General features: G+C 67.8%; 30 protein-coding genes. 10 read left to right on the top strand and 20 right to left on the bottom strand.

The window, feature by feature from the left end; all coding sequences use genetic code 11:
* Positions 1 to 93: 93 nt before the first annotated feature.
* Positions 94 to 645 carry a carboxymuconolactone decarboxylase family protein gene (locus CSW63_RS22880; RefSeq protein WP_062094160.1) on the bottom strand — a complete coding sequence of 184 codons (552 nt, stop codon included), beginning with the start codon at positions 643 to 645 and terminating at the stop codon, positions 94 to 96.
* 151 nt (positions 646 to 796) lie between these two features.
* Between CSW63_RS22880 and CSW63_RS22875 the strand changes: the two genes are divergently transcribed.
* The gene (locus CSW63_RS22875) at positions 797 to 1,699 is read left to right on the top strand and encodes a hydrogen peroxide-inducible genes activator (protein ID WP_062094187.1); all 903 of its coding nucleotides are present in this window, start codon (positions 797 to 799) and stop codon (positions 1,697 to 1,699) included.
* A 10-nt stretch (positions 1,700 to 1,709) separates the two neighbouring features.
* Here the strand turns inward: CSW63_RS22875 and CSW63_RS22870 are convergent, their stop codons facing one another.
* From CSW63_RS22870 to CSW63_RS22850, 5 genes are read right to left on the bottom strand one after another with little or no spacing between them, the layout of a single operon-like run.
* Positions 1,710 to 2,480 (bottom strand): ABC transporter ATP-binding protein, encoded by a 771-nt coding sequence (locus CSW63_RS22870; protein ID WP_062094159.1) that lies wholly within the window; start codon positions 2,478 to 2,480, stop codon positions 1,710 to 1,712.
* Positions 2,477 to 3,286, bottom strand: a complete 810-nt coding sequence (locus tag CSW63_RS22865) for an ABC transporter permease (RefSeq protein WP_062094158.1) — start codon at positions 3,284 to 3,286, stop codon at positions 2,477 to 2,479. Before CSW63_RS22865 ends, CSW63_RS22870 begins: the two co-directional genes overlap by 4 nt.
* A gap of 1 nt (position 3,287) precedes the next feature.
* Complete coding sequence (gene mlaD, locus CSW63_RS22860; protein ID WP_062094157.1) at positions 3,288 to 3,800, bottom strand: outer membrane lipid asymmetry maintenance protein MlaD; 513 nt, start codon at positions 3,798 to 3,800, stop codon at positions 3,288 to 3,290.
* 30 nt (positions 3,801 to 3,830) lie between these two features.
* Complete coding sequence (locus CSW63_RS22855) at positions 3,831 to 4,496, bottom strand: phospholipid-binding protein MlaC (RefSeq protein WP_099502946.1); 666 nt, start codon at positions 4,494 to 4,496, stop codon at positions 3,831 to 3,833.
* Positions 4,493 to 5,350, bottom strand: coding sequence for a VacJ family lipoprotein (locus CSW63_RS22850; protein ID WP_062094155.1), 858 nt, complete (start codon positions 5,348 to 5,350; stop codon positions 4,493 to 4,495). Before CSW63_RS22850 ends, CSW63_RS22855 begins: the two co-directional genes overlap by 4 nt.
* 298 nt (positions 5,351 to 5,648) lie before the next feature.
* On the opposite strand from CSW63_RS22850, the gene CSW63_RS22845 reads away from it, so the two are divergent.
* On the top strand, positions 5,649 to 6,227 hold the full coding sequence (locus CSW63_RS22845) for a PadR family transcriptional regulator (protein ID WP_168193719.1): 579 nt from the start codon (positions 5,649 to 5,651) through the stop codon (positions 6,225 to 6,227).
* A 12-nt stretch (positions 6,228 to 6,239) separates the two neighbouring features.
* Complete coding sequence (locus tag CSW63_RS22840) at positions 6,240 to 6,584, top strand: DUF2218 domain-containing protein (protein WP_062094153.1); 345 nt, start codon at positions 6,240 to 6,242, stop codon at positions 6,582 to 6,584.
* 10 nt (positions 6,585 to 6,594) lie between these two features.
* On the opposite strand, the gene CSW63_RS22835 is transcribed toward CSW63_RS22840, so the two are convergent.
* From CSW63_RS22835 to CSW63_RS22820, 4 genes are all read right to left on the bottom strand, one after another.
* The gene (locus CSW63_RS22835) at positions 6,595 to 7,680 is read right to left on the bottom strand and encodes a GNAT family N-acetyltransferase (protein WP_062094152.1); all 1,086 of its coding nucleotides are present in this window, start codon (positions 7,678 to 7,680) and stop codon (positions 6,595 to 6,597) included.
* Between the two features lie 134 nt (positions 7,681 to 7,814).
* The gene (locus CSW63_RS22830; protein WP_062094151.1) at positions 7,815 to 9,959 is read right to left on the bottom strand and encodes a prolyl oligopeptidase family protein; all 2,145 of its coding nucleotides are present in this window, start codon (positions 9,957 to 9,959) and stop codon (positions 7,815 to 7,817) included.
* On the bottom strand, positions 9,960 to 12,095 hold the full coding sequence (locus tag CSW63_RS22825) for a prolyl oligopeptidase family protein (RefSeq protein WP_099502948.1): 2,136 nt from the start codon (positions 12,093 to 12,095) through the stop codon (positions 9,960 to 9,962).
* A 54-nt stretch (positions 12,096 to 12,149) separates the two neighbouring features.
* Positions 12,150 to 12,971, bottom strand: coding sequence for a potassium channel family protein (locus CSW63_RS22820; protein WP_082749357.1), 822 nt, complete (start codon positions 12,969 to 12,971; stop codon positions 12,150 to 12,152).
* 31 nt (positions 12,972 to 13,002) lie between these two features.
* Here CSW63_RS22820 and dapF point away from each other — a divergent pair, with 31 nt between their 5' ends.
* Complete coding sequence (dapF, locus tag CSW63_RS22815) at positions 13,003 to 13,854, top strand: diaminopimelate epimerase (protein WP_062094149.1); 852 nt, start codon at positions 13,003 to 13,005, stop codon at positions 13,852 to 13,854.
* Positions 13,855 to 13,858: 4 nt separating this feature from the next.
* Entirely contained in the window at positions 13,859 to 15,199 is a 1,341-nt protein-coding gene (mtaB, locus tag CSW63_RS22810; RefSeq protein WP_062094148.1) for a tRNA (N(6)-L-threonylcarbamoyladenosine(37)-C(2))-methylthiotransferase MtaB, read from the top strand.
* 28 nt (positions 15,200 to 15,227) lie between these two features.
* Here mtaB and CSW63_RS22805 read toward each other — a convergent pair whose 3' ends face one another.
* The 3 genes from CSW63_RS22805 to CSW63_RS22795 form a co-directional block, all read right to left on the bottom strand.
* Positions 15,228 to 16,241, bottom strand: a complete 1,014-nt coding sequence (locus tag CSW63_RS22805) for a TerC family protein (protein ID WP_168193750.1) — start codon at positions 16,239 to 16,241, stop codon at positions 15,228 to 15,230.
* Between the two features lie 341 nt (positions 16,242 to 16,582).
* Positions 16,583 to 17,041, bottom strand: a complete 459-nt coding sequence (locus CSW63_RS22800) for a tellurite resistance TerB family protein (RefSeq protein ID WP_062094146.1) — start codon at positions 17,039 to 17,041, stop codon at positions 16,583 to 16,585.
* A gap of 225 nt (positions 17,042 to 17,266) precedes the next feature.
* Positions 17,267 to 17,917, bottom strand: coding sequence for a trimeric intracellular cation channel family protein (locus CSW63_RS22795; protein ID WP_168193718.1), 651 nt, complete (start codon positions 17,915 to 17,917; stop codon positions 17,267 to 17,269).
* A gap of 91 nt (positions 17,918 to 18,008) precedes the next feature.
* Here CSW63_RS22795 and ftsY point away from each other — a divergent pair, with 91 nt between their 5' ends.
* The 3 genes from ftsY (at position 18,009) to CSW63_RS22780 (ending at position 20,248) form a co-directional block, all read left to right on the top strand.
* Positions 18,009 to 18,950 (top strand): signal recognition particle-docking protein FtsY, encoded by a 942-nt coding sequence (ftsY, locus tag CSW63_RS22790; RefSeq protein ID WP_062094144.1) that lies wholly within the window; start codon positions 18,009 to 18,011, stop codon positions 18,948 to 18,950.
* Between the two features lie 3 nt (positions 18,951 to 18,953).
* On the top strand, positions 18,954 to 19,565 hold the full coding sequence (locus CSW63_RS22785) for an inner membrane-spanning protein YciB (RefSeq protein WP_062094143.1): 612 nt from the start codon (positions 18,954 to 18,956) through the stop codon (positions 19,563 to 19,565).
* 122 nt (positions 19,566 to 19,687) lie between these two features.
* A complete protein-coding gene (locus CSW63_RS22780) occupies positions 19,688 to 20,248 on the top strand; it encodes a MarR family winged helix-turn-helix transcriptional regulator (RefSeq protein ID WP_062094185.1) in 561 nt (186 codons plus the stop codon).
* 20 nt (positions 20,249 to 20,268) lie between these two features.
* Here CSW63_RS22780 and CSW63_RS22775 read toward each other — a convergent pair whose 3' ends face one another.
* Positions 20,269 to 20,547, bottom strand: a complete 279-nt coding sequence (locus CSW63_RS22775) for a hypothetical protein (RefSeq protein WP_062094142.1) — start codon at positions 20,545 to 20,547, stop codon at positions 20,269 to 20,271.
* Positions 20,548 to 20,664: 117 nt separating this feature from the next.
* Here CSW63_RS22775 and CSW63_RS22770 point away from each other — a divergent pair, with 117 nt between their 5' ends.
* Positions 20,665 to 21,048, top strand: a complete 384-nt coding sequence (locus tag CSW63_RS22770) for a hypothetical protein (RefSeq protein WP_062094141.1) — start codon at positions 20,665 to 20,667, stop codon at positions 21,046 to 21,048.
* Positions 21,049 to 21,053: 5 nt separating this feature from the next.
* On the opposite strand, the gene CSW63_RS22765 is transcribed toward CSW63_RS22770, so the two are convergent.
* The 4 genes from CSW63_RS22765 to CSW63_RS22750 all read right to left on the bottom strand — a co-directional run bounded on the left by CSW63_RS22765 (position 21,054) and on the right by CSW63_RS22750 (position 23,219).
* Positions 21,054 to 21,566 (bottom strand): DsbE family thiol:disulfide interchange protein, encoded by a 513-nt coding sequence (locus CSW63_RS22765; RefSeq protein ID WP_062094140.1) that lies wholly within the window; start codon positions 21,564 to 21,566, stop codon positions 21,054 to 21,056.
* Complete coding sequence (gene ccmD, locus CSW63_RS22760) at positions 21,563 to 21,730, bottom strand: heme exporter protein CcmD (RefSeq protein WP_062094139.1); 168 nt, start codon at positions 21,728 to 21,730, stop codon at positions 21,563 to 21,565. The genes CSW63_RS22765 and ccmD overlap by 4 nt, the downstream gene beginning before the upstream one ends.
* Positions 21,727 to 22,470: a heme ABC transporter permease gene (locus CSW63_RS22755; protein WP_062094138.1), complete on the bottom strand. Its 744-nt coding sequence runs from the start codon at positions 22,468 to 22,470 to the stop codon at positions 21,727 to 21,729. The genes ccmD and CSW63_RS22755 overlap by 4 nt, the downstream gene beginning before the upstream one ends.
* 95 nt (positions 22,471 to 22,565) lie before the next feature.
* The gene (locus CSW63_RS22750) at positions 22,566 to 23,219 is read right to left on the bottom strand and encodes a Spy/CpxP family protein refolding chaperone (protein ID WP_099502953.1); all 654 of its coding nucleotides are present in this window, start codon (positions 23,217 to 23,219) and stop codon (positions 22,566 to 22,568) included.
* Positions 23,220 to 23,438: 219 nt separating this feature from the next.
* Here CSW63_RS22750 and CSW63_RS22745 point away from each other — a divergent pair, with 219 nt between their 5' ends.
* Positions 23,439 to 24,332, top strand: coding sequence for a DMT family transporter (locus CSW63_RS22745; RefSeq protein ID WP_062098731.1), 894 nt, complete (start codon positions 23,439 to 23,441; stop codon positions 24,330 to 24,332).
* Here CSW63_RS22745 and ccmB read toward each other — a convergent pair.
* Positions 24,329 to 24,994 (bottom strand): heme exporter protein CcmB, encoded by a 666-nt coding sequence (gene ccmB, locus CSW63_RS22740; protein WP_062098733.1) that lies wholly within the window; start codon positions 24,992 to 24,994, stop codon positions 24,329 to 24,331. The two genes, CSW63_RS22745 and ccmB, sit on opposite strands and share 4 nt — an antisense overlap.
* Complete coding sequence (gene ccmA / locus CSW63_RS22735) at positions 24,991 to 25,605, bottom strand: heme ABC exporter ATP-binding protein CcmA (protein ID WP_062098735.1); 615 nt, start codon at positions 25,603 to 25,605, stop codon at positions 24,991 to 24,993. The genes ccmB and ccmA overlap by 4 nt, the downstream gene beginning before the upstream one ends.
* Positions 25,606 to 25,697 lie beyond the last annotated feature (92 nt).

Below are 25,697 nucleotides of genomic sequence, written 5' to 3'. Positions count from 1 at the left end.
CCGCGAATCTGTTACCCAGAGGTTAACAACTTAGTTTACGGACAAGATGAATGTCGAGGGGCCGACGCCGCGACCGGGCGTCGCGGCGCGGGCTCAGACCTGCGAATTCTGGGGACGAAGCGCCGCTTCCGCCGAGAGGGTCCGAGCGACCGCCGCCACAACTGCCGCGATACGCAAGGCGACCTGCACCTCGGCGGGCTGAACCCCCTTGCGACGAAGCGCGGCCTCGTGGCTGTCCAGGCACGCGCCGCAGCCGTTGATCGCCGACACCGCGACGCACCAAAGGTCGTAGTGTGTGGGCGGCGCGTCCGCGTGGCCGCCGTGGTTCATGCGCAGGCGCGAGGGCAGGGCCTTGTATTCGGGCGCCTGCATCAGGTGCAGGGCGCGGAAATAGACATTGGTCATCGCCATCATCGCCGCCGCCGAGCGGGCCGCGTCGATGGCGTCCGGAGAGGCGCCGCCTGCCTTGGCCGCGTCCTCGACCGCGCGCAAGGTCAGGGGTTCGCCCACGGCGTGCGCGCTGGCGATGAAGCAGCCCCAGTGCGCCGCCTTGTCCAGCGTGGCGTCGTCCGCCAGCAAGGCCAGGTTGGTGGAGAGGTCCCGGGCGTAGTCGGGGAGTTGCGCGCGCAGAAACTCGATCGACATGGCTGACTCCGCTTAACCGTCGTGCGGCAGGCGATAACATCGGGCCAAGCGCCTTGTCCCGGTAGCTCGACGCACTCGTCGGAGACAAGGCGCCCCGCCGGTCCCCTCGATAGTCTTTGTCGAATGAATAGGGCGGCCCTATATGGCGGCCATGCTCCTGCCCACGCTGCGCCAACTCCAGTACCTGAAGCTTCTGTCCGAGCATGGCTCCTTCAGCCGCGCGGCCGAGAACGCGCACGTCACCCAGCCGACCCTGTCGGCGGGCATCCAGGAACTGGAGAAGATTCTGGGGGCGCCGGTCGTCGACCGGGCGCGGTCCGGCGTGATCCTGACCGCCGCCGGCCAGGAGGCTGTCCGGCGGGCCGAGGATATTCTGGCCCGGGCCGAGGATCTGGTTCAGGCCGCGCGGGGCGCCGGCCAGCCACTGGCCGGCCGCTTCCGCTTGGGCGTGATCCCGACCGTGGCGCCCTATCTCCTGCCGCGCGCTCTGCCCGTGCTGCGGGACCGTTTTCCGAAACTGAGGCTGTTTCTACGCGAGGACCTCACCCATCGGCTGATCAGCGCCTTGAAGACGGGCGCGCTGGACGCGGCGCTGATCGCTCTGCCGTACGACATGAGCGGCCTGGACTGGGCCCATGTCGAGGACGACGAACTTCTGGCCGCCGCGCCCGCCAACCATCCGATGGCGGCCTCGACCCGGGTGGACCCCGACAGTCTCGCCGGCGAGGATCTGATCCTGCTGGAGGATGGCCACTGCCTGCGCGACCACGCCTTGGCCGCGTGCGGGCTGGAGCCGCCGCGAGGGGTCGGCGAGGAAGAGACCTTTGCGGCGACCTCCCTGCCGACGTTGGTGCAGATGATCGGATCGGGGCTGGGCGTTTCGTTTCTGCCCAAGATGGCCGTGCAGGCAGGCTTGACCGACAAGGCGGCGGTGACCGTCCGTCCGCTGGCTGCGGCCCATTCCAGCCGCGAGATCGTCGTGGCCTGGCGGGCCGGCTCCAGCCGCGGCGTTGAGGGCCGGCTCCTGGCCGATACGCTCCGGGACGCGGTCTAGAGCCTGTCTGCTACGCCGTGTGGGAAATCGGGCCCTCGGCTCGTCCTTCGACGAACTGGCGGACATAGGGATTGTCGGTGGTGGCCAGCTCGGAGGCGGGTCCGCGCCAGATGATGCGCCCGTCGTGCAGCATGGCGATCTCGTCGCCGATCGTCTGCGCCGAGGCCAGATCGTGGGTGATCGACACCGCGGTCGAGCCCAGGCGTCGAACCTGATCCGAGATCAGCTGATTGATCGCCGCCGCCGTAATGGGATCAAGACCCGTGGTCGGTTCGTCGAAGAACAGAATCTCGGGCTGAGCCACCACGGCGCGGGCCAGGCCGACGCGCTTTTGCATGCCGCCCGACAGCTCGGAGGGAAAACGGTCGGCGACATCGGCGGACAGACGAACCTGCTCCAACGCCTCGATCGCCCGCTCACGGGCCTTTCGCCGGGGCACGCCGTCGGCGTTGATCAAGCGGAAGGCGACATTCTCCCAGATGGTCAGGCTGTCGAACAGGGCCGCGCCCTGAAACAGCACGCCGACGCGCGAGAACAGCTTGCGACGCTGGCCTTCCGACAGCCCGACGATGTTCTTGCCGTCCAGTTCGATCGCGCCGGACTCGGGTCGCAAAAGGCCCAGCGCCGCCTTGATCGTCACCGACTTGCCCTGGCCTGAACCGCCGATGATGACCAGCGAACGCCCCGGCGCGACCGACAGGTCCAGTTGGTCGAGCACCTTGCGATCCCCGAACTGCTTGGTGACGCCCTTCCAGGCGAGCTTTGGAACCGGGCTGGTCATGACATGTGCGTGAAAAGGGTGGTCAGGAGGTAGTCCGAGGCGAAGATCAGGATCGCCGAGGAAACCACCGCGTGCGTCGTGGCTCGGCCGACGCCGCGTGCGCCGCCTGACGCGTTGTATCCGTGATAGCAACCCATCAGGGCCACGATGAAGCCGAACACGGCCGCCTTGATCAGGCCCGAGATGATGTCCCAGCTCTCAAGGAAGTTGATGGTGTTGCGGATATAGACCGTCGGATTGAACTCCAGCACCCGCGTGGCGACCAGCCAGCCGCCGGCGATCCCGATGATGTCGGCCACAGCGGTCAGCAGGGGCAGGGTCAGAACCGCCGCCAGCAGACGCGGGGCGACGAGGTAACGGAATGGGTCGGTCGACAGGGTGCGCATGGCGTCGATCTGCTCGGTCGCGCGCATGGCGCCGATCTCGGCGGCGATCGCGGCCGAGACGCGGCCGGCCAGCATCAGGGCGGCCAGCACGGGACCCAGCTCGCGCGTGATCCCGAGCGCCACGATCTGCGGCATGACCTGTTCGGCGTTGAACCGCCCGCCGCCGGTGAAGATGTTCAGCGCCAGAGCCGCGCCCGTGAACACCGCCGTCAGGCCGACGACCGGAAGCGAGAAGAATCCGATCGCCACGATCTGACGGCGTAGCTGGCTGACGAACCAGACCGGCGTCAGGGCGGCGATGATCCCGCGCACGGCGAAGACGCCGACCGCGCCCACCAAGCGCACGGCGGCCAGCGCCGAGCGGCCGAGGGCCTGGACGGGGTGGGTGGCGACGCGCCGGGCCGCCTCGGCCGCAGTCATCTCAGTAGCTCTCGGCCGGCTGGGTCGCGGGATTGGGCGTGGTGGGTGTGGGCGAGGCCGCCGCCCCGCCTTGCGGGCGGATCACCGAGCCAATTAGGCCGAAGAGGTCGACCGCACCCTGCGTGTTCTCGATCTCGCCGCCGGGCTTGAGATCGTCCAGCGAAGCGCCGGGGGCGATGGCCACGTGCGCGCCGCCCAGCAGGCCGTCGCTGGTGATCTTAGCCGTCGAGTCGGCGGGCAGCTTCACGCTCGGATCGAGGCTGAGCTTGGCCACCGCTAGATAGGTCTTGGGCTCAAGCGTGACTTCGGAGACGGTGCCCACCTTGACGCCTGCGACCGTGACGGCCGCGCCGGGGGCCAGCGAGCCGGCCTCGCCGAACTTGGCGCTGATCTCATAGTCGCCGCGCTTCATATGAACGCCGCCGACAGTCAGCGAATAGGTCAGGAACCCCGCCGCCAGGGCGAGCACGACGACGCCCATCGCCGTCTCAGCCCATTGTTCGCGCACAGCCATATGCCTCTGTCCCTCAGATTCGGATCGCGCCTAGCGGCGACCCGAACCGCCCTTCTGGAGTTGGTTGATCAGCACGTCGATGTTGCCGCCGGCGTTGTCGATCGTGGACACGAAGTCCTGTTGCTGCGTGATCGCCAACCAGATTCCCTTGAACTGGACGTCGACCACCTTCCAGTTCGCGCCGCCGCCGAGCACCCGCCAGGAGACCGGCACCGGCTGGCTGAGCTGGCCGCCGGCGACCACCGTGTTGACGATGACATCACCCGGCTTGCGGACGACCGAGCCGGTGACCTTCAGCTGTTCGCCGCGATAGTCGCTGATGCGGCTCTGATAGACGTTCTCGGCGTAGGTGCGAAACACTGGCGTGAACCGTGCGCGCTGCTCCGGCGTGATCGTGCGCGCGTACTTGCCGAGCACGAAGTTGGTGATGCGCGGCACGTCGGCCAGTTCGTCCACCGCCTGGTGGAAGACCTGCTTCTTCTGCGCCTCGCTCATGCTCTTGTTAGCCAGAACGCTGATCACGCGCTGGGCCTTGGCCTGCACGAAGGCCTCGGCGCCGGGGTCTCTCGCGCCGCTCTGGGCCATGGCCGGCGCGGCGATGGCCGAAAGGGCGACGCCGACGGCGGCCAGAAGCGTCTTGTTGGCTTGGCGGCGGGTGGGGAGGGTGTTTCGCATGGTTCTACCGGGGAAGATCAGGGTGTGGGCGGCGACGGCGTGGTCGGCTCGCTGGGTGGCGCGTCGAAATCGGGAAGCGTCTCGGTCTCGCCGGTGGCTTCACGCACGAAGGCCTCGCGATACTGCCCATAGGCGGAGCGGGTGGTGACGTAGGGATCGGCCGCGTCCTTCAGAGCTCTGAACCCCGAGTCCGTCGCGGCGCGCAGGTCCACGACGGTGACGACCGTCCGCGCCTTGCCAAAGTCGGTGTCGAAGCCGCCGGCGACCATCGAGACCGGATCGGTGACGATGTCGAGCGCGCGGCCGACGCCGTCGCGGACATTCAGCGGCCCCATCAGGGGAACGTAGATATAGGCGCCGGGGCCCGCGCCCCAGCGGCCGAAGGTCTGGCCGAAGTCGGCGCCGCGCGGGGGCAGGCCCATCTTGGCTGCGACGTCGAATAGGCCCAGCACGCCGATCGTCGAATTGACCACGAAGCGGGTGCTGGAGCGCACGGCGCGGCGCGGTTTGCCCTGCAGCACCTGATTCATGACCGTGTTCGGCTCGCCCAGATTGTAGATCGCAGAGCTGACGCGGTCGCGCACGACGCGCGGGGTCACGGCCATGTAGCCATGCGCGATCGGCCCCAGAAAAGCCCGGTCCAGTCCCATACCCAGCTTGAAAGAGGCCCGGTTCAGGCCTTCCAGCGGGTCATTGGCGGCCTCAGCGGCGAGTGCGGAGGGCGAGGCGTCGGTCTGCGCCAGGGCTCCGGTGGCGATCGACAGCCCGCAGACCGCGGCCAACCCTCCTGCGGCGAGGCGTCGCCCGAGGGGCTGAAGGCCTGGGCTGTCGTGCTGGTCTCGCAAGCGGATGCTCCTGCTTCTCATAGGCGCCATGTATTCACGCCGTCTTCCGTATCAAGGCTGGGTACAGACTATTTCGGTCCTGCCCGGACGGTCACCGGCGCCGCGCCGACGCGGATACTCCGCCGCGAGACTCAACTCTTACGACGGGATCTGGGCGGCCGCTTGTCCGAAGACGCCGCGAACGCGCCAAGCTTGGCGGTTTCACGGCGAGCGTGGCGCCCATGCCTCGCCCAACGGTTCCCGAAAACAGATATATCGAAATCCACTCTTGACCCGAGCGGGTTTCGATATATCTGTTATTCCGATATAACGAAATAGGATCTAAAACATGTTTGGACGACATCATCATCATTCAGGCCGCTGGGGCGGTTCGATGCGCGAACACCATGGTCGGCACCCGTTCGGCTTTCATGGCGCGCACGGCGGGCCGCGCGGGCGAGGCGGTCGGATGGGCCGCTTCTTCGACCACGGCGATCTGCGCTTCGTGGTGCTCAAGCTGATCGCCGACAAGCCCAGCCATGGCTATGAGCTGATCAAGGCGATCGAGACGGCCGCCGGCGGCGCCTATACGCCCAGCCCGGGCGTGGTCTATCCCACCCTGACCCTGCTGGAAGAACTCGGCTACGTGGTCGCCAGCGAAGCGGTGGGCGGCAAGAAGCTGTACGCGATCACCCCGGAAGGCGAGGCGTTTCTGGCCAGCAATGCGCCGTCGGTGCGATCGCTGTTCGAGCGCATGGCCGAGGCCGCGTCGACCAGCGCGGCCTTCTCACCGCAGATCATGCGGGCTCGCGAGAACCTCAAGACAGCGCTGCGCTTGAAACTGCATGGCGGCCAACTGACCGCCGAGCAAATCGCCGCCGTCGCCAAGGCGCTGGACGACGCCGCAGCCGTCATCGAGTCCATCTAGGAAAGACAGCCTATGGAAAGCCATGCCCGGGTCGCCACCGAAAAGGCGGCCCGCTACATGATCCAGCTCGCCAAGCACTGGAGCCACAAGTTTGAGGTCCGTTACGACGACGCCTCGGCCTTTTTTCCACTGCCGCTCGGAACGTGCCGAATGAGTGCGCACGGCGATGGTCTCGATATCACGGTCGAGGCCGCCGACCTGGAGGCGCTCGCGAGGTTGGAGGACGTTGTGGCCAGACACCTGGACCGCTTCGCCTTTCGCGAAGGCGAGCTGAAGTATGGATGGACGCGCGCGTGGCCGGCGGGCGGGATTGATCCCCAGGCCATCCGGATCAACGCGGCCCCTTCCCGGCCCTGAAGCCCGGCCGTCAGTGCAGGCCGCGCAGCAGGTCGATCCGCCGCATCGCCTTGCCAGGCAGTTCGGAAATCCGGCCCAGCGGCAGGGCCTCGGCCACGCTGCGGACGCCATAGACGGCGTGTCGCACTAGGCTCGGCACCGAGGGCGATCCCAGGAAGCCGAACACCACGCGCTGACGGGCGTTGGAGAGTTCGCGCTTGAAGCGGTAGTCGCCGGTTCCGAGATCCAGTCGGGTGTAGGGCGTGCCGTCCATGCTCTTGAGAATGTCCTGGAACAGCATCATGCCCGGCGAATAGCGCTCAAGGTCGGGGTTGTGGGCGATCAGCCAGCCGTGGATGGTGTGCTCGCCGCGCAGGTGAAAGTGCACCGCCGCCAGCCGCTCGCCCAGATGCAGGGTGTAGAGTCCGCCGCCGAAGTCGGGATCGCGCCGCTCGAAGAGGTCGTCCAGAAGCCTGTGGACCCAGGGGGCCTTGAAGAGGTCGGTCTGGTGGGTCAGCAGCAGTTGCACGCGTTTCCAAGCGATCAACTGGTCGAAGGCGGCCTGGCTGCTGGACATCGCCGTGAACCGACACGGGCCCACTTCACGCTCGGCCTTGCGGCGCTTCTTGTCGATATCCTTGAGGACGCCGATGCCGGAGGCCCGTCGCTCGCTGGCGTAGGCGTCATAACCGTGGGGCAGCTCCACCATCCAGCTGTCGGTCTGGCCGCGCGCGTGGCGACCCAGAGTCTCGTCGTCGGCCATCATGTGACAGAAGTCGATCCGGCCCACGCCGAGCGCGTGCAACAGGTCGCGCGGGTCCATGGTGACGCCGGGCGCGGAGATCAGGGCCTGATAGTCGCACATCGGCGCGCCGACGGGCATCGCCACGTCCTGACGGACACGCACCGGAAGGAAGGCCATGGCCTCCCCCCCAGGGGCGCGCTCGATGGCGACCCTCACCTGGTCACTTTTGTCGGCCTGCGCGCGGGCGACCGACAGCGTCCATTGCGGCGACAGAAAGGGAGAGTCCAGCCGCGTCTGGCCCCGGCGCAGCTGCGTCCACCGCGCAAGGTCGGCGGCGGAGAGATCCAGGGCTTTGACGATTTCTATGGGCAAAAGAGCCTGTCCGACGGGAAGAGTCGGCGGGCACTCTGGCGCCGAGAGATTTCCTTAGGGTTGACGGGACGCTGTTACGTGAGGCTCTGCGCCGCTCGTCTCTCCTTAAGGATGAGCGAGCGGCGCCAGCCCGATCAGTCCATCAGCCTGCGCGTCAGATAGACATACTCCAAGGCCTGACGGCGCGCCGTCTCCGCGAGGTTGGCGGCCCCCGCGTGACCGCCGTCGATGTTCTCGTAGTAGAGCACCGGATAGCCCAGCTCCATCAGCCGCGCTGCGGCCTTGCGGGCGTGGGCGGGGTGGACGCGATCGTCCTTGGTCGAGGTCTCGATGAACACCTCGGGATACTTCTGGCCGGCCTTGAGGTTTGAGTACGGATCGTACTTGGCGATGACGGCGCGTTCCGAGGGAATAGCCGGATCGCCGTACTCGCCTACCCACGAGGCGCCCGCGCCGAGCTGGCTGTAGCGGATCATGTCGAACAGCGGCACCTGCACGACGATGGCGTTGTAGAGGTCGGGCCGCTGGGTCAGGGCCACGCCCATCAGGAGGCCGCCATTGCTGCCGCCCATGATCCCCAGGCGGCGCGGCGAGGTGATCTTGCGGGTGATCAGGTCCTGCGAGACCGCGAAGAAGTCGTCATAGACCTTCTGGCGATTGGCCTTCAGCCCCGCCTCGTGCCAGGCCGGGCCGAACTCGCCGCCGCCCCGGATATTGGCCACGACATAGACGCCGCCGCGCTCCAGCCACAGCTTGCCCATCACGCCCGAATAGCCAGGCGTCATCGGCACCTGGAAGCCGCCATAGGCGTAGAGCAGGGTCGGGGCTGAGCCGTCGTACTTCACGTCTTTCGGCCGCACGACGAAGTAGGGGATCTTGGTTCCGTCGGTGCTGGTGGCCTCGAACTGCTCGACCACGTGGGTCGAGGCGTCGAAACGGGCCGGCGAGGCCTTGATCTGTTCCAGCTTCAGAGACCCGGCGTCGGCCAGCCAGTAGGTGGTCGGCGTCAGGTAGCCCGTGACGGTGACGAACAGACGCTCGCCCTTCTCGTCCGATGACCCCAGGCCGATCGAGCTGTTGGCGGGCAGGTCCAGGGTCTGCGCTGTCCAGCCTTTGGGGCCGTGGGTGAACACCTTGGCCGCGCCCTTGACGTTATCGAGCATGCCGACAACCAGTTTGGTGCGGGTGGTCTGGACCTGCTCCACCGACTGACGGGCGGTGGGCCGCAGCACTAGCGTGGCGACCGCCTTGTCCGGCGCGGCCTTCAGCTTGGCGAGGTCGAAGCTGATCAGGTCGCCGGTCTTGAAGCCCTTGGCCGGCCAGTCCTGCTCCATCAGGACGACCATCTGGCCGTCGACATAGCCCTGGATCGAGCTCTTGAGCGGCAGGTCGAGCTTCACGGGCTTGTCGCCCTCGATCAGATAGGTCTCGGTCTCGAAGAAGGTGACGCCCCGCGTGGCCATCACCGCCACGACCTTGCCGTCGGCGTCACGGAGCACGAACGGGCTGACAGAAACGTCGGTCTCGACGCCGCGATAGACTTCCTTGGCCTGATCCAGGGCCTGTCCGCGCTTGAGCGTCTTCAGCACATAGGCGTAGCCCGACTTGGTCAGCTCGCCGGGCGTCCATTCGCGGCCGACCAGCAGGGTGTCCTTGTCCAGCCAGGTGTAGTTCTGCTTGCCTTCCGGCAGCGCGAATCCGCCCGGCACGAAGCTCTTGGTGACGGTGTCGAACTCACGGACCGTCACGGCGTCCTTGCCGCCGTTCGAGAGCGTCACCAGGCAGCGGGCGTCGTCCGGGGGCAGGCAGCTGGCGCCCTTGAACACCCAGTTGGCGTTCTCGGCCTTGGCCAGGGCGTCGATGTCCAGGATCGTTTCCCAGGCGGGCTCGGCGGTGCGGTAGCTGTCGAGGGTCGTCTTCCGCCAGACCCCACGCACGTGGTCCTTGTCTTGCCAGAAGTTGCGCAGAGAGCCGTCCCCGGCGAACGACACGCCGGGCACCCGGTCCTTGGCGTTCAGGATCGCCAGCGCCTTGGACTCAAGGTCCGCATAGCGGGCGTCGCCCTGCAGCACTGGCAGCGAGCGGGCGTTCTGGGCCTTGGCCCAGTCCATGGCGCGCGTCCCTTCGATCTCCTCCATCCAGATGTACGGATCGTCCTTGCCCAGCTCCGCCAGGGGGGTACGGGCCTCGGTGGCGGGCTTTGCGGTGTCGGCAGCGAACGCAGGGGTGAGGGTCATCAGACTCGTGGTGGCGAGGAGGGCAAGCAGCGACTTACGCATTTAGTGATCCATCAACTGGCGCGACAGGTAGGTGTAGTGCAGGGCCCAGCGACGGGCGTTGGCCTTGGGGTCGGCCCCATTGGCGTGGCCGCCGTCGGTGTTCTCGAAATAGAGGTTGTCGACCTTCAGGTCGTCCAGACGCGCGGCGAACTTGCGGGCGTGGCCCGGATGGACGCGGTCGTCCTTGGTCGAGGTCGTGATGTAGGCCAGCGGGTACTTCACGCCGGCCTTGAGATTCTGATAGGGGCTGTACTTCTCGATCCAGGCGCGCTCGGCCGGGATGGCCGGGTCGCCGTACTCGCCGATCCACGAGGCTCCGGCGGGCAGCTGGGTGTAGCGGATCATGTCCAGCAGCGGGCTTTCCACGACCACCGCGTTCCAGAGGTCGGGCCGCTGGGTCATGGCCACGCCCATCAGGAGGCCGCCGTTCGAGCGGCCATAAGCTCCGAGGTGACGGGGCGAGGTGATCTTCTTGGCGATCAGATCCTCGGCCACGGCGAAATAGTCGTCATAGGCGCGCTGGCGATTGGCTTTCAGCGCCGCCTGGTGCCAGCCGGGACCGAACTCGCCGCCGCCGCGGATATTGGCGACGGCGTAGCTGCCGCCGCGCTCCAGCCACAGCTTGCCGATCAGCGGGTCATAGACGGGGAGCTTCGAGAGGTTGAAGCCGCCATAGGCGTGCAGCAACGTCGGGTTCTTGCCGTCGTGCTTGTGGCCCTTGGGATGGATCAGGAAGTAGGGGATTTTGGTCCCGTCCTTGGAGGTGGCGACCTTCTGCTCGACCTCCAGCTTGCTGGCGTCGAACTGGGCCGGCTGGGCCTTCACCGTCTGGGCGGTGGTTCCCGTGGCGTCGGCCAGTTTCAGCTGCGTCGGGGTGGCGAAGCCTTCATCGGTGTAGAAGACCAGATCGCCTTCGTCGGAATGCGAGCCGAGGGTCACGGCGGCGTTGTCGATGACGGGCAGGCTGGTCTTGACCACCCCGCGCTCGCCCCGGTTCTCCAGACTGACCAGCGAGCCCCGGACGTTGTCATAGACGACGGCGACCACGCGGTTGTCGGTGACAGTGGCCTGGGCGATCGACTGGCGCGGACCCGGTGAGAGAATGGCGCAGGGGTTGCAGCCGTTGGACGTCACGATCTCGCTGCTCGGACGCAGGCGCTCAGGCGAGACCAGGGCCAGGCTGCCGGCCGGAATGGCGACGCCGGCGAAGGTCCAGGGCTCCTCGGTCTTCACGACCAGCGCGCCATCCAGCATGCCGATGACGCCGCCCTGCTTGGGCAGCGGCAGCTGGGCCAAGCCCTCGGGCGTCCACTGGAAATAGAGACTGTTGAAGAAGTCGGTCGCCTGCTCGATCAGCACGACGCGACGACCTTTGGCGTCGCGCAACACGTTCGGACGCACGGACACATCGCTCTTCCGACCGCGATAGATCTCGACCGCCTGGTCCAGGGCCTGATCGCGCTTCAGCGTCTTGACCACCATGCCATAGCCGCTGTCGGTGGTTGTGCCCGGACCCCAGTCGCGGGTCAGGATCAGGGTGTCGGGATCCAGCCACTCGATTGACTGCTTGCTCTCGGGCAGGACGAAGCCGCCGGCCGAGGGATCGACGAAGGTCTTGGTCACGAGGTCGAACTCGCGGACGGTGACCGCGTCCTTGCCGCCATTGGACAGGTTCACCAGGCACCGGTCATGGGTCTTGGGCCGGCAGTCGGCGCCCTTCCAGATCCAGTTCTTGCCCTCGGCGGCGGCCAGGGCGTCGAGGTCGATCACCGTCTCCCATTGGGGATCGGCCGACTTGTAGGACTCAAGGCTGGTGCGCCGCCAGATCCCGCGCACATGGGTCTGGTCCTGCCAGAAGTTGAACACCGTCTTGCCGACGAAGTTCGGCATGGCGATGCGGTCCTTGGCGGACAGGATTTTCAGGGCGTCGGCCTGCAGGCCCGCGAAGCGCGGATCGCCGGACAGCAGCGGCAGCGTCTTGTCGTTCTGCGCCTTCACCCAGGCGAGGGCTTCGGGGCTCTCGACGGCCTCGAGGGCAAGGTGGGGATCGCTGTCTTGCGCCAAGGCCGTCGTGGCCGAGCCGGTGGAAAGGATCGCGGCCAGGGCGATCGCGGAGCAGGTGCGGAGAAGGGTCATGGCGCGGGACGGTAGCGCAAATTTTTTCCCGCGCCAGGGCTATACTCCGCGCGATCACACCCCGTCGTCGGGAATGTTCAACAGCCTGCCGCAGGCCTTGCAGTGAACCGCGTCTGGATCGTGCCGACGAAGGCCGCAGTCGGGGCAGGGATGGACGACCTTGTGCGGGCGGAGGATCGACTGGATCAGACCGATGAACAGGGATACGCCGCCCAGCATGACGGCCATGGACAGCAGCTTGCCCCAGACGCCGGGTAGCGTCACATCGCCGTAGCCCGTCGTGGTCAGGCTGGTGACGGTGAAATAGAGCGCGTCCACATAGCCCGCGATGCCGTCGTGACGACCGACGAAGCTGGTGTAGACGAAGCCCGTGACCACAAACACGAACGTCAGAAGCGAACTGGCGGCCCGCGTGATGTCCTCCACGCGGGTGTCGTCGTAGCGGCGCCCGACCGTGCGCCAAAAGAACTCGCTGTGGATCAGCGTCCACAGGCGAACGACGCGCAGGAAGCCGAAATTAAACAACCACGCCGGAAAAAGCAGGGTCGCGAGGACAAACAGGTCCACCCACACGATCGGTTTCCTCAGCCACGACTTCAGATCCCCGTGCGCTATGGCGCGCGCGGCAAGGTCCAGGCCCAGGAAGGCGGCGACGCCATAGTCGATCAGGTAGAAGGTCAACCCATGACGCTGCATCAGCGGCGCGGCGATAAAAAAGGCGATGATCGCCAGGTCGATCAGGATGATCGCGTAGCGGAAGCGCACCGCCGTGGGCGACGCGCCATGATAAAGCGCCCTCAGTCGGGCGCGGAGTCGCAGATCGGTCTGCTCGGTCTCGCCCATGGTCTCTCCGGCGCGCTGTTCGTCGCGGTGCATTCTCGCCCGCTTTCCCCTATATAGCGGCGTCATGAGCCGCACCTTCCTGAAGATGAACGGGCTGGGCAACGACTTCGTCGTCATCCAGACCCTCACCGAGCGCTTCGACCCGACGCCCGAGCAGATCCGCGCGATCGCCAAGCGCGACGGGGGGATCGGCTGTGACCAGGTGATCGCCATCGATCCGCCCAAGGCGCCGGGCGCCTCGGCCTATGTGCGGTTCTGGAATGCTGACGGGGAAGAAGCCGGCGCCTGCGGCAACGGCACGCGCTGCGTCGCCTGGCTGCTGATGCAGTCGGCCGACAAGGACGCGGTGGCCTTCGACACCGTGGCCGGGCGTCTGTCGGGCAAGGCCGCTGGCGACAGGCTGGTGACGGTCGACATGGGGCCGCCGGGCCTGGACTGGACGCAGATTCCGCTCTCCGAGGAGATGAACACCGAGCGGGTCGAGCTGCAGGTTGGTCCAATCGATGCGCCGCTGGTCCACACGCCCGTCTGCGTCTCGATGGGCAATCCGCACGTGGTGTTCTTCGTCGACGCGCCGGTCACCGACGACTTCGCACGCGGGACGGGGAGCCTCGTCGAGCATCACCCGCTGTTCCCGGAAGGCGTCAATGTCGGTTTCGCGCATGTCGCCGCGCGCGACCATATCCGCCTGAAGGTCTGGGAGCGCGGCGCGGGTCTGACGCAGGCTTGCGGCACCGGCGCCTGCGCCGCCCAGGTCGCCGCCGTGCGTCGGGGTCTGACCGACCGCACGGCGCGGGTCGAGTTCGAGACGGGGTCGCTGACCATTGAGTGGCGCGAGAGCGACGGTCACGTGATCATGACCGGTCCTATCACCATGGAATACGCCGGCAAGCTGCCGGAGTCGGTCGCCGCTTAGGGCCATGGCCAACTATACCCTCATCAAGGCCGCTCCGAAGCCCAAGCCAGAGGCCGGCGAGGAGGGCGGACCGGCGACCACGCTCTCCGGCCCGGACGGCGTCGACGTCGTCACCTTCGGCTGCCGCCTGAACGCCTATGAAAGCGAGGCCATGCGCGCGCGCGCCCAGGCCGACGGACTGTCGGACGCGGTGGTGTTCAACACCTGCGCCGTGACCAACGAGGCCGTGCGCCAGGCGCGCCAGGCGATCCGCAAGGCGCGTCGCGAGCGGCCCGGCGCGCGGATCATCGTCACCGGCTGCGCCGCCCAGGTGGATCCCGCCGCCTTCGCCGCCATGCCCGAGGTCGACCTCGTGCTCGGCAACGCCGAGAAGGCCGCGCCCGGCGCCCTGACCGACACCTCGGCTCGCGTGCGGGTCAACGACATCATGTCGATCAAGGAGACCGCCGGTCACCTGATCGACGGCCTGAAGGACCGGGCTCGCGCCTATGTCGAAGTCCAGAACGGCTGCGATCACCGCTGCACCTTCTGCATCATCCCCTATGGCCGGGGAAACTCGCGCTCGGCCCCGGCCGGCGAGGTCGTCGAGCAGGTCCGAAAGCTGGCCGCCGAGGGCTATCGCGAGGTCGTGCTGACCGGCGTCGACGTCACGTCCTGGGGCGCGGACCTTCCGGGCCAGCCCACCCTGGGCCAGCTGGTCGGCCGCATCCTGCGGATGGTTCCGGACCTGCCGCGACTGCGCCTGTCGTCAATCGACGCGGCCGAGATCGATCCGGATCTCTTCAAGCTGCTCGAGACCGAGCCGCGCCTGATGCCCTATCTGCACCTGTCGTTGCAGGCCGGCGACAACCTGATCCTCAAGCGCATGAAGCGCCGCCACAGCCGCGAGGACGCGCTGAAGCTGGTCGCCGAGGTGCGCCGCGTGCGCCCCGACACCGCCTTCGGCGCCGACCTGATCGCCGGCTTCCCGACCGAGACCGACGAGGCCTTCGAGAACACGTTGAAGCTCGTCGAGGAGGCGGGCCTGGCCTTCCTGCACGTCTTCCCCTACAGCGCCCGCCCCGGCACGCCGGCCGCGCGGATGCCGCCCGTGAAGGGGCCGGTGATCAAGGACCGCGCCCGCCGCCTGCGCGAGGCCGGGCAGCGCGGTCTCGAGCGCCATCTTCAGGCCCAGGTCGGTCGCACCCTGTCGGGCCTGGTCGAGCGTCCGGGTGTGGCGCGCGCCGAGGACTTCACCGAGATCGCTTTCGAAGGCGCGGCGACCCCGGGCGCCATCACGGCCTTCAAGGTCGTCGGCCACGACGGCGCTCGCGCCCTCGCCGAGTTGGTCGAGGGCGCGGCCTGATCGCTGCGCCCTCGCCAGGGTTCTGGGATTAATCCCCGCCCAGCGCCTTGGCCGAAGCCGGATGTCGCGTCTTCCACAGCGACCAGCCAATGCCCGCCGCCAGGATGGCGAAGGTGATCGACAGCGACAGGCCGCCGGGGAACTTCTCCCAGCCCAGGGCGTCGGCGATGAAGATCTTGCCGCCGATGAACACCAGCAGCACGGCCAGGGCCTGCTTCAGATAGGCGAAGCGATGCAGCACGGCGGCCAGCGCGAAGTACAGCGCCCGCAGGCCCAGGATCGCCATGATGTTCGAGGTGTAGACGATGTAGGGGTCGGTGGTGATGGCGAAGATCGCCGGCACCGAGTCGACGGCGAAAACGAGGTCAGCCAGCTCGACCAACACCAGGGCCAGGAACAGCGGCGTGGCCAGCAGCGCCATCTTGCCCGTGCGCTTGTCGACGCCGCGCACGAAGAAGCGTTCGCCCTCCAGCTTGTCGCTGACCGGCAGGACACGCCGCAGCCACTTCAGCGCGGGGTTTTCGTTGAGGTCGACCGGCTTGTCCCCGGCGAACAGCATCTTCACGCCGGTGAGGATCAGGAAGGCGGCGAAGATGTAGAGCACCCAGCCGAACTGGCTGACCAGAGCCGCGCCGATGCCGATCATGATCCCGCGCAGGATGATGACGCCCAGCACGCCCCAGAACAGGACCCGGTGCTGCAAGGCCGGCGGAATGGCGAAGAAGCCGAAGATCAGGGCGATGACGAAGACGTTGTCGATCGCCAGACTCTTCTCGATCACGAAACCGGTCAGATATTCGACGCCGGCCGTGGCGCCCAATTGCATCCAGACCAGACCCCCGAAACCGAGCCCGAGGCTGATATAGAGCAGCGACATCATCAGGCTGTCGCGGACCCCGATTTCACGGGGTCCCCGTTTTCGGCCCGGCACGAGCCCCAGATCGAAAGCCAGCAACGCGAGGACGCCGACGATGAAGCCGGCCCACATCCAAAGAGGTTTGCCGATGATCGGCGCGGTCAGAAGGTCCATGATCTCGTTCAGTTTCTAGCCGAGACGGTGGCGCGCGCGTCTCGCGCGCGGCCTGACGGCGTCGCCGGCGATGAGTCGAGGCTTGGCCGCGCCCCGGTCTGGCCGGGGCGCGCCTTGCCCTTGAAAGGGATGATCCAGCGCGCCGCTGTTGAACGGCGCGCCGGGGGGCAGGCGTTACGCCCGGATGTCCAGCCGCCCCGCTGTCAGCGGCCGAGACGCGGGGCCGCGCTCGACCCGGTCAGGCCCCATCACCGGCTTGGCGGTCGGCTGGCTGGCGTGTGATGCGGCTTGGACAAGGGTCTGCTGTGCCATCCTCAGCGCGACCCAGGTCGACGGCGGAGGGGTTCCAATTCTCATCGCCGGCCTCGCTCCGCGATGAGGTCGAACTGGACGGGGCTGAGCGACAGCAGGCCGCAGATCCGCAGCAGCACGTCTCTCTCCTCGGCGTCGAGGCCGCCGTCCGACGTAGCAACGACGCAGGCGGCGTTGACCACCGCCCGGGCGGCGTCGTCTCGCCCGCGCAGCCGCCGGATCGCCATTTCAGCCTCGAACTGGGCGCCTTCGGGATCCTGCTCGAAGCGTCGTTCGAGCGCCTCGAACGCCTCCAAGGCGTCGTCGACGCCGAACACCGCCAAGGCCGCCAGACCGCGCATGCGCTCGAGCATGCGGGCGCGTTCTTCCGGGGTCACCCAGCCGTCGGCGCGCGCCACCAGGGCGCACACCGCGACGAGGGCGTCCAATTGATCCAGCTGTGCCGGCGTCCAGGTTTCGCTGATCCGCGCCCGCGCGGCATGGATGGGATTAAGGGACATATCGTGCTCTCCTCTGTTTGAGAGGGAGCGCCCGGCACCGGGTTGGCGGGGGTTCTGGGGGGCTTCCCTTGGACCCGACGCCGAGCGCACCCGACGCGGTCCGACATCACGATCACGCTTATGGCGTGGGAGTCGTCAGAGGGGCCCGGCCCGCAATACAGATATTGGATCAAGTCGCCGTCGGCGCAAGGGGGAAATTGCGACCGAGGCGCAAGCCTTTGCGTTCTACTGACGCAGGTCGCCCGGAGCTTCGCCGCCGGCGAAGCCCGGTAAGCTCCAGCCGAACTTCAACGCGCAGGCCCGCAGGCCGAACGCCGCGACGAACCCCGCGATCCCGGCGGGCCAGAACGGCGCGCCCAGCAGTTTCAGCGCGGCGAAGACCCCCGCGCCCAGCAGGGCGGCGGTGATATAGATTTCGCGGCGCAGGAGGAGGTTCGGCTCCTCGGCCAGCACGTCGCGGATCACCCCGCCGAAGGCGGTGGTCAGCACGCCCATCACCACCGCGCTCAGGGGGTGGACGCCCAGGCTCAGGGCCTTGGCCGTACCGACCACGGCGTAGGCCGCCATGCCCAGCGCGTCGAGCCAGAGCAGGGCCCGGAACCGCCAGCCGCGCTTGCCCATCAGCCAGACCACGGTGGCGGCCATCAGACAGGCCAGGATGTAGCCGGGACGCTGCACCCAGAAGACCGGCGCGCCGATCAGGAGGTCCCGCAGGGTGCCGCCGCCCACGCCGGTGATGGCGGCGAAGAATCCGAACGTGATGATGTCATGCTTGCGACGCGCCGCCGCGAGGGCGCCGGTTGCCCCGAAAACCGCCGCAGCGGCGTAGTCGAGCCAGAAAAGGGCAGTTCCGAGCGGGTCAAGCTGCAAGTCCATGCCTCTTCTTCGCATGGGTCCGCGCGTGGCGCTAACCATCGCCCGTTAAATCCTGATTTACACTTTCGCCCGTTCGACTAAAGGGGCGCGGATGAGCGATAAGCCCGAGCAGAAAAAAGGCTGGTTCCAGCGCCTGACGTCCGGTCTGACCCGGTCCTCCCAGGCGATGACCGAGCAGGTCACGGGGGTCTTCACCAAGAAGCCTCTGGACCAGGCGCAGCTGGACGCGCTGGAGGAGATGCTGATCGAGGCCGATCTTGGCCCGCAGATCGCCGCGCGCATCACCGAGGCCTTCGGCAAGGCGCGCTTTGGCAAGTCGTCGACCGACGAAGAGGTCAAGGAAGCCCTGGCCGAGTTGATCGCCGCCGAGCTTTCCGACCGTCAGGGCGACTTTGACCCGCTCAATGGTCCCCGCCCCTATGTCGTGCTGTTCATTGGCGTGAACGGATCGGGCAAGACCACCACGCTGGGCAAGATCGCTGCGGACCTGACCGAGAAGGGCGCTCGTGTCCTGATCGCCGCCGGCGACACCTTCCGCGCCGCCGCCGTCGAGCAGTTGAAGGTCTGGGCCGACCGCGCGGGCGCCGACTTCATGTCCAAGCCCACCGGTTCGGACGCCGCCGCCCTGGCCTACGAGGCCGTCGAGCGGGCCAAGGCCGAGCACTATGACGTGGTGCTGATCGACACCGCCGGTCGACTGCAAAACAAGCAGGGCCTGATGGACGAACTCCTGAAGGTCATCCGCGTCGTGAAGAAGGTCGATCCGGATTATCCGCACGAGACGCTTCTGGTGCTGGACGCCACCGTCGGCCGCAACGCGCTTGCCCAAGAGAAGATCTTCGGCGGTCAGGTCGGGGTCTCGGGCATTGTCATGACCAAGCTGGACGGCACGGCGCGCGGCGGCGTCCTGGTGCCCGTGGCGCGCGCCTCCGACAGCCCGATCAAGCTGATCGGCGTCGGCGAGGGCGTCGAGGACCTGCAACCTTTCGACGCCCGGGCGTTTTCCCGCTCACTCGTCGGCCTGAAGGATTGATCCGTGAGCGAAGCGCCCGCAGAGGCTCCTAAAAAGAACAGCGGCTGGGTTCGGACGGTCGTCGACTATGGCGCGGCCATCGCGTTCGGCGTGGCCTATTTCGTCACCAAGGACTTCCAGAAGGCGACCTGGGTGCTGGTCGCGGCGTCGGCCGCCGCCCTGGCGATCGGCTACGCCGTCGAGCGGCGTCTGGCTATCCTGCCGCTGTTCTTCGGCGGCATGGCGCTGGTTTTCGGGACCCTGGGCCTGATCTTCCACTCCGACGTGTTCGTGAAGATCAAGGTGACGGTGATCAATCTGGCTCTGGCGGCCTTCCTGGTCGGCGGCGTGCTGATGAAGCGCCAGCCCCTCAAGGTGATCATGGGCGAGGCTCTTCATCTGCCCGACGCGGCCTGGCGCACCCTGACCCTGCGCTACGGCGCCTATTTCGCGCTGGTGGCCATCGTCAACGAGGTGGTGCGCAACACCCAGGACACCGACACCTGGGTCAAGTTCCGGCTGGCCCTGCTTCCGGTCGCGCTGGTGTTCGTCGCTACACAGTTGCCGTTCATGATGAAGCATATGGCCAAGGGCGACGATCCCAAGGGCGCCGAGCCGCCGGACGCGGGGTTCTAGTCCGTCCCTGGCGCCATGGCGGCTGTTGAGCCGTCCACGGACCTTTGTCGTCAAACCGACGTGTTCGGATGCTAGCCTTCATCCGTTGGCCGAGCATGGCCGAGCGAATGGGGGCGGCGACGATGGCGAAGGGGAAGGGCGACAAGCAGGGCGCGACGCTTCTGGAGCGCTCGCCAAGTCATCTGCTTCACCGCGTTCTGCAGCTGGCCCTGGACATCTACGCCGAAGAGTGCGGCGACGCCGGCGTCACCCAACGACAGTTCGCGGTGCTGGCGGCCGTGGCCGAGAACGAGGGCGTGACGCAGACGGCCCTGGTCCGCGCCACCGGCATCGACCGCTCGACCCTGGCTGACATGGTCGCCCGGATGATCACCAAGGGCCATCTCGAACGGCAGCGCAGCAGCGAGGACGCCCGCGCCAACAGCGTGCGCCTGACCGAGGCTGGCCGAGAGGCGCTGGAGACGATCCGTCCGATGGTGGCCATGGCCGACGCTCGCATCCTGGCGCTTCTGAAGCCGAGCAAGCGCGACGGTTTCCTGGATTTGCTGTCCGACATGGCCGGCGCCGAGCTTCATCCGGCGGAAGCCGAGCCCAAGGCCAAGAAGGCCAAGGTTCCGAAGGCCGAGAAGCCGAAGAAGGACAAGAAGCCCAAGAAAGACAAGGCCGCCAAGAAGGCCGCCTAGAGCTAAAGGGTTCCGAGGTCTCAGACCACGATATTCAGAAGCGACCCAGGACGCAGGATCCTCGTGGGCTGGGCGTCGGGCTGCACGAACGGCTTCGGGGGCGCCTGGCGCTGCTGCGGCTGGGCCATGGTCTGCATCTGCACCGTCGAGGGCGCGGCGGCTGGACGGGTCGGCGCGGCGTCGCCGAGGGCCGCCTGGAAGAAGGCCGCGCGCGTCGAGGCGCCGCCCTGACCCGCAGCGGGGGTCGAGCTCGTTTTCGACGGGACGGTGGGCCAACCGGCGGGGCGAACGGTGCTCATGACTCGCAAGCTAACATGGTTAATGGAGCGTCGGCGAGTATGGTCAACGCCGCGTTAACGCGGTAGCTCCGCGACTTGAAAGCGCACCTGGCGCTGAAGGCGGCGACGAGAGGCCCGATGAACCGGCAGAAGATCATCTTCCTGATCGTCCTGGGCGCGGTCGCGGTGTTCATCGCCGCGATGGTCGGCTCGATGCTGCCCAGCCATCAGACCTTGGCGAACGGCTACCGCGTCTCGGTCGGTGGCAAGGGCGAGACCTGGGTGCGAACGCCGGACCGCAAGACGCTGATCACCGAGGTCACGTCCGTCTGGGCCTCGGCCGACCACATGCTGATCGAGCGTCACCCGACGGACGACAAACCGCCGTTCAAGCTTCTCGACTGCGACTACCAGCTGGCTGTGGGACAGGGACCGCTGCGCGCGGTCTCCAAGGACGAGGCTCTGGCGTTGATGGCGGGGCTGGAGCGCGAAACCGCCTCGCCCAAGACCTGCGTCCGGTAGCGCTGTTATCTGGCCTGACGCAGCAAGTCCTCGGCCGCCTCGGGCGTCAGGGGGCCTGTGTGCTTGGCGATGATCATGCCGTCGGAGCCGACGAGATAGGTCTCGGGCACGCCGGTGACGCCGAATTCGAGTCCCGCGCGGCCATCGCGATCGACGCGCTTGGCGGCGAAGGGGTCGCCAAGCCGGGTCAGGAAGGCCTGAGTATTGGCTGGGGCGTCCTTGTAGGCGACGCCAACCACTTTCACGCCCTGGGCCTTCAGGGCCATCAGCTGCGGATGCTCGACCTCGCAGGGCGCGCACCAGGAGGCGAAGAAGTTGACCAGGACCGGCCCCTCGCCCGCTTGCCGGATCGGTTCGGTGCGACCGGTCGCCAGATCGGGCAGCGACAGGGCGGGCATGGGTTTGCCGACCAGGGCCTGGGGCTGGACGCGCGGATCGCGTTTGAGCGCATAGCCGGCGAACAGCACCGCCAGGGCCGCTAGTACGATCAGCGGCGAGAAGGCCAGCCAGCGTTTCACGGGCGCTGCTCGTCAAACTCGGCTTGCAAGCGCTCGGCCTCGCGACGCCAGCGGCGGGCCGTGGCCAGGCTGTCGCCGATCAGCCAGGCGAACGCCACGGCCGACACGGCGAAGGCGGGCCACAGGTAGATGGCGTATTTGCCAGCGTCGAAGTCAAAGCTCATCGCGCGCCCTCCGCCAGCTTCATCGAGAGGCTGCGGGCCTTGCGCCGCCAGACCAGCGCGCGAATGCGCACCAGCCACAGCGCGCCGAAGCCGCCGAGATAGGCCAGCGCCATGAACACCGCCGGCCAGGCGTAGATTGCCGGCAGGTGGTCGCCCTTGTCAGCGAAGAAGGTCGAGGAGCCCTGGTGCAGGGTGTTCCACCAGTCGACCGAGAACTTGACGACCGGCAGGTTGATCACGCCGACCAAGGCCAGGATGGCGGCTGATCGGGCGGCCTTCTGCTCGTCCTCGAGCGCGCCGCGCAGGGCCATGTAGCCGAGATAGAACAGCAGCAGGACCAGCACGGAGGTCAGGCGCGCGTCCCAGACCCAGAAGGTTCCCCACATGGGGCGGCCCCACAGCGAGCCGGTGATCAGGGCCAGGGCCGTATAGACCGCGCCGATCGGCGCGCACGCCTGGGCCGCCAGGTCGGCCAGCACATGCCGGAACACCAGCGACAGCAGGCTGGCGATCCCCAGGCAGAGATAGATGAACATCGACAGCGACGCGGCGGGGATGTGGATGAACATCATCCGCACTGTGTCGCCCTGCTGATAGTCCTCGGGGACCATGAAGGTCAGGAGCAGTCCGATGACGGCGGCGGCTGCGGACAGTCCGCCAAGCCACGGCGCGGCCCATCGCGAGAAGGCCATGAACCGCTCGGGATTGGTCAGGAAATCGAACGTGTGGCGGGCGTCCATGCAGGCTGCTTAGTGCGAGCGACGCGCGCGGGCAATGGCCGTATCGCTACGGAGGGAAGCGACGCCCCTGGACGCCGCTTCCGCCGAGGCCTGGGTCAGCCGACCTTGCGCTGGATGATGACCCTGCGGTCGCCGCCCTTGAACATGGCGGGGCCCTTGGTGTCGAAGCGCCGCACGACGATGTGCTCGTCGCCGCCCATGCCGCCCTCGCCCATGCCCAGCACGTCGAAGGTCTTCTGCTGGCTGGGGGACAGCGACGTGTAGAAGGCGCGCGTGGCGTCGGCCCGCTTCTTCATGGCGTCGGCCATCTTGGTCATGCGGTCGAGGCGTTCGAGCGTGGTGGGCGGGGCGCGCTCGGACCATTCCAGCGTATCGCCGTCCTTCTTGCCCGCCTTGTCTTTGGTGACGACCTCGCGCTTGATCTCGATCTTGGGGGTGGTCGCTTCGACGAACGCCTTGAGGGCGCCGTCCTGATCCGGACGCAGCTGCAGGACGTCGCGCAGGCGCTGGGTGCGCTTTTCGGGGTCCGCAGAGCGGCCGTGGCGCATCATCATCATGTCCATGCCCGGACCGGTCATGGCCATCATGCCTTCCATCGGCAGCGGAGGCAGCGGGGGGAGGGGCGCTTCCGGCGGCGGCGGGGGAGCCGGCGGGGCGGGCGGCGGCGGGACCTGCGCGAGGGCCGCGCCGGCGATCAAGGTCGACAGAGCCGCGCCCGTGACGGCGAGGCGAGAAAAGGTTTTACGCATGGTTATGAGCTCCCGATCGTAATCCGAGCCTGGAGCTTGGCCACGCGGTTATGGCGCGAAAATGTCCAAGAATATGAACAAAATTCAATGTTTGCCGATTGCGCGTAACCCTGTTCGCTTTGGCGTGCCCCGCAGCTGACACGCCCTGACCCGGCCGGGCTCTAGAAATGCGTCCCGCGTCGTGCGATCGCCCGGCGAACCTTTCGGTCGGAGCCTGGTATGAAATCGCTCGCGTTCGTCGCTCTGGCCCTGGCCGGGATCAGTTGGGGGCTGGGCTTTCCCACGGGCAAGCTGATCCTGCAGGAGGCAGACGCGGCCCACATGGTGCTGCTGCGCTTCCTGGTGGCCGCCGTGGCCGCCGCCCCCTTCGCTCTGCGGCGTCCGGAGGTGCGGGCGTTGTTTCGCTCGCCGGTCGTGCTGCTGGCCGGCGCCCTCTACGGCGTGGCCTTCATGGTCCAGTTCGAGGGCCTGGCCCATGTCAGCGTCACGGTCGCGGCGCTGCTGGTCGGCGCCATGCCGGCGCTGATCGCCGTGAGCGCTCGGGTGCTGGGCGAGAAGGTCTCGCGCCTGTCCTGGGTCGGCGTGGCGGCGGCCACCCTGGGCGCGGCCCTGATCGCCGGAAAGCCCGACGGCGCCAGCTCGCCCCTGGGCGTGGCGCTGTCGATCGCCGCGCTGTTCCTCTTCCTGACCTGGCTTCTGGTGCTGCGCCGTGCGCCGCCCGCGCCCAACCCGATGGCCATTCCGGCGGTGTCGATCATCGTCGCCGCGCTGGTGGTGCTGCCGATCGCCCTGGTCATGCACGGTCCGCCGAAGCTGGCGCTCAGCGCGCCCGCATGGAGCGCGATCATCGCCCAGGGCGTCCTGGCCACCCTGTTGGCCACGGCGGCCTGGCAGTACGGCGCGGCGCAGGTCGGGGCGGCCAGCGCCGGCGTGTTCATCAATATAGAGCCGCTGATGGGTGCGGCCTGCGGCGTCCTGCTGTTCGGCGACCATCTGACAGCGGCTCTGTTCGCCGGTGGCCTGCTGATCATCGGCGGCAGCTTCGCGGTGGTTCTGGGCGAGCGCCAGGCGAAACCCGGAGACCTCCAGGCCACCGTCGCGCCGGCCCCCTAATCCAGGGCGTTGCGGCAGGCCGCGCCCATGGCCAGAGGGGTCAGCGCCACCGCCCCGGCGCTGTAGGCCAGCAGGAAGAGAAGGCCGCCGGTCCAGGGCAGGCCGGCCGCATAGCCGTCCAGAGCGCCGGCGCCGAAGATCACCGGCGGGGCGAACAGCGGCAGCACGATCACCGCGACCAGCAGGCCGCCGCGTTTGCTGCCCAAGGCCAGGGCCGCGCCCAGGCCGCCCAGGAAGGCGAAGGCCAGTCCTCCGGCCAGGGCGCAGAGCACCAGAAGCGGCATGACCTTCAGGTCCGCGCCCAGCATCAGCGCCGCGACCGGGGCGGCCAGCGCCAGCGGCGCGCCAGTGGCGAGCCATTGGGCCAGGCACTTGGCCACCGCCACGGCCTCCAGCGGCGCGGGGCCCATGGCCAGAAGGTCGAGCGTTCCGTCTTCATAGTCGCGCTCGAACAGGCGCTCCAGCGACAGCAGCGCCGCCAGGGCCAGGGCCAGCCAGGCGATGCCTGGCGCGATGGCGGCCAGGCGTTCGGGCGCGCGGCCTGACGCCATCGGCAGCAGCACGACGACGCAGGCGTAGAAGGTCAGGGCCAGCAGCGGTCCGCCTCCCTTGCCCCAGGCCAGGGCCAGTTCCCGCCGCAACAGGATTCCGAACGCCCTCATGCGCCCACCTCCACACTGCGGGCCGGGATGGGCAGGGGGTCGTGGACCGAGGCCAGGATCATGCCGCCTCCGGCGATGTGCTCGGCCATCACCGCGCCGAACGCGGCGCGCTGGCCTGCGTCCAGCGGCGCCATCGGTTCGTCGAGCAGCCAGAGCGACCGCGGGCTGGCGGCCAGGCGCGCCAGGGCCAGGCGGCGGCGCTGGCCGGCCGAGAGGCGGCGGACCTCCAGGTCCAGCAGGCGGCGCAGGTCGAATCGCTGGGCGGCGGCGCGGGCGCTCTCCTCGGTCCCGCCGGTCCACAGGGTCTGGAAGCGCAGTTCCTCCCAGGCCGTGCGACTCGATTTGAGACCGTCCTGGTGTCCCAGCATGTGCAGTTGGTCCGCGCGCGCCATGTCGGCCTCGACGGCGCCGTTCGCGTCCTCGAAGGCGATCGAGCCTGCGGCTGGCCGCAAAAGGCCGGCGACAGCGCGCAAAAGGCTGGTCTTGCCCGCGCCATTTCGTCCCACCAGCGTGGCGGCCTCACCGGCGCGAAGTGTCAGATCCAGTTGCGAAAACAGCGTTCTCTCGCCGCGCGAGATCGCCAGATCTTTAATGAGAACAACTCTCAACACGCCAAGACCCCGCTCGTGACATGGACGTTGCTCGACGGCGGCGCTAAGAAGCGGCCGGTCGCCCCCCTCCAGTCGTTCAGGGTGGTACGCGG

The sequence above is a fragment of the Caulobacter sp. FWC26 genome (assembly GCF_002742645.2).
Lineage (GTDB): Bacteria > Pseudomonadota > Alphaproteobacteria > Caulobacterales > Caulobacteraceae > Caulobacter.
Note: the sequence above shows the minus strand (reverse complement) of the source record. Positions and strands in the feature narration are given on the sequence as shown.

Bases quoted from the DNA above. Each gene is read 5' to 3' on its own strand.
- CSW63_RS22880 (WP_062094160.1), bottom strand. From the start codon at position 645: ATGTCGATCGAGTTTCTGCGCGCGCAACTCCCCGACTACGCCCGGGAC.
- CSW63_RS22875 (WP_062094187.1), top strand. From the start codon at position 797: ATGCTCCTGCCCACGCTGCGCCAACTCCAGTACCTGAAGCTTCTGTCC.
- CSW63_RS22870 (WP_062094159.1), bottom strand. From the start codon at position 2,480: ATGACCAGCCCGGTTCCAAAGCTCGCCTGGAAGGGCGTCACCAAGCAG.
- CSW63_RS22865 (WP_062094158.1), bottom strand. From the start codon at position 3,286: ATGACTGCGGCCGAGGCGGCCCGGCGCGTCGCCACCCACCCCGTCCAG.
- mlaD (WP_062094157.1), bottom strand. From the start codon at position 3,800: ATGGCTGTGCGCGAACAATGGGCTGAGACGGCGATGGGCGTCGTCGTG.
- CSW63_RS22850 (WP_062094155.1), bottom strand. From the start codon at position 5,350: ATGGCGCCTATGAGAAGCAGGAGCATCCGCTTGCGAGACCAGCACGAC.
- CSW63_RS22845 (WP_168193719.1), top strand. From the start codon at position 5,649: ATGTTTGGACGACATCATCATCATTCAGGCCGCTGGGGCGGTTCGATG.
- CSW63_RS22840 (WP_062094153.1), top strand. From the start codon at position 6,240: ATGGAAAGCCATGCCCGGGTCGCCACCGAAAAGGCGGCCCGCTACATG.
- CSW63_RS22830 (WP_062094151.1), bottom strand. From the start codon at position 9,959: ATGCGTAAGTCGCTGCTTGCCCTCCTCGCCACCACGAGTCTGATGACC.
- CSW63_RS22825 (WP_099502948.1), bottom strand. From the start codon at position 12,095: ATGACCCTTCTCCGCACCTGCTCCGCGATCGCCCTGGCCGCGATCCTT.
- CSW63_RS22820 (WP_082749357.1), bottom strand. From the start codon at position 12,971: ATGCACCGCGACGAACAGCGCGCCGGAGAGACCATGGGCGAGACCGAG.
- dapF (WP_062094149.1), top strand. From the start codon at position 13,003: ATGAGCCGCACCTTCCTGAAGATGAACGGGCTGGGCAACGACTTCGTC.
- mtaB (WP_062094148.1), top strand. From the start codon at position 13,859: ATGGCCAACTATACCCTCATCAAGGCCGCTCCGAAGCCCAAGCCAGAG.
- CSW63_RS22800 (WP_062094146.1), bottom strand. From the start codon at position 17,041: ATGTCCCTTAATCCCATCCATGCCGCGCGGGCGCGGATCAGCGAAACC.
- CSW63_RS22795 (WP_168193718.1), bottom strand. From the start codon at position 17,917: ATGGACTTGCAGCTTGACCCGCTCGGAACTGCCCTTTTCTGGCTCGAC.
- ftsY (WP_062094144.1), top strand. From the start codon at position 18,009: ATGAGCGATAAGCCCGAGCAGAAAAAAGGCTGGTTCCAGCGCCTGACG.
- CSW63_RS22780 (WP_062094185.1), top strand. From the start codon at position 19,688: ATGGCGAAGGGGAAGGGCGACAAGCAGGGCGCGACGCTTCTGGAGCGC.
- CSW63_RS22775 (WP_062094142.1), bottom strand. From the start codon at position 20,547: ATGAGCACCGTTCGCCCCGCCGGTTGGCCCACCGTCCCGTCGAAAACG.
- CSW63_RS22770 (WP_062094141.1), top strand. From the start codon at position 20,665: ATGAACCGGCAGAAGATCATCTTCCTGATCGTCCTGGGCGCGGTCGCG.
- ccmD (WP_062094139.1), bottom strand. From the start codon at position 21,730: ATGAGCTTTGACTTCGACGCTGGCAAATACGCCATCTACCTGTGGCCC.
- CSW63_RS22755 (WP_062094138.1), bottom strand. From the start codon at position 22,470: ATGGACGCCCGCCACACGTTCGATTTCCTGACCAATCCCGAGCGGTTC.
- CSW63_RS22750 (WP_099502953.1), bottom strand. From the start codon at position 23,219: ATGCGTAAAACCTTTTCTCGCCTCGCCGTCACGGGCGCGGCTCTGTCG.
- CSW63_RS22745 (WP_062098731.1), top strand. From the start codon at position 23,439: ATGAAATCGCTCGCGTTCGTCGCTCTGGCCCTGGCCGGGATCAGTTGG.
- ccmB (WP_062098733.1), bottom strand. From the start codon at position 24,994: ATGAGGGCGTTCGGAATCCTGTTGCGGCGGGAACTGGCCCTGGCCTGG.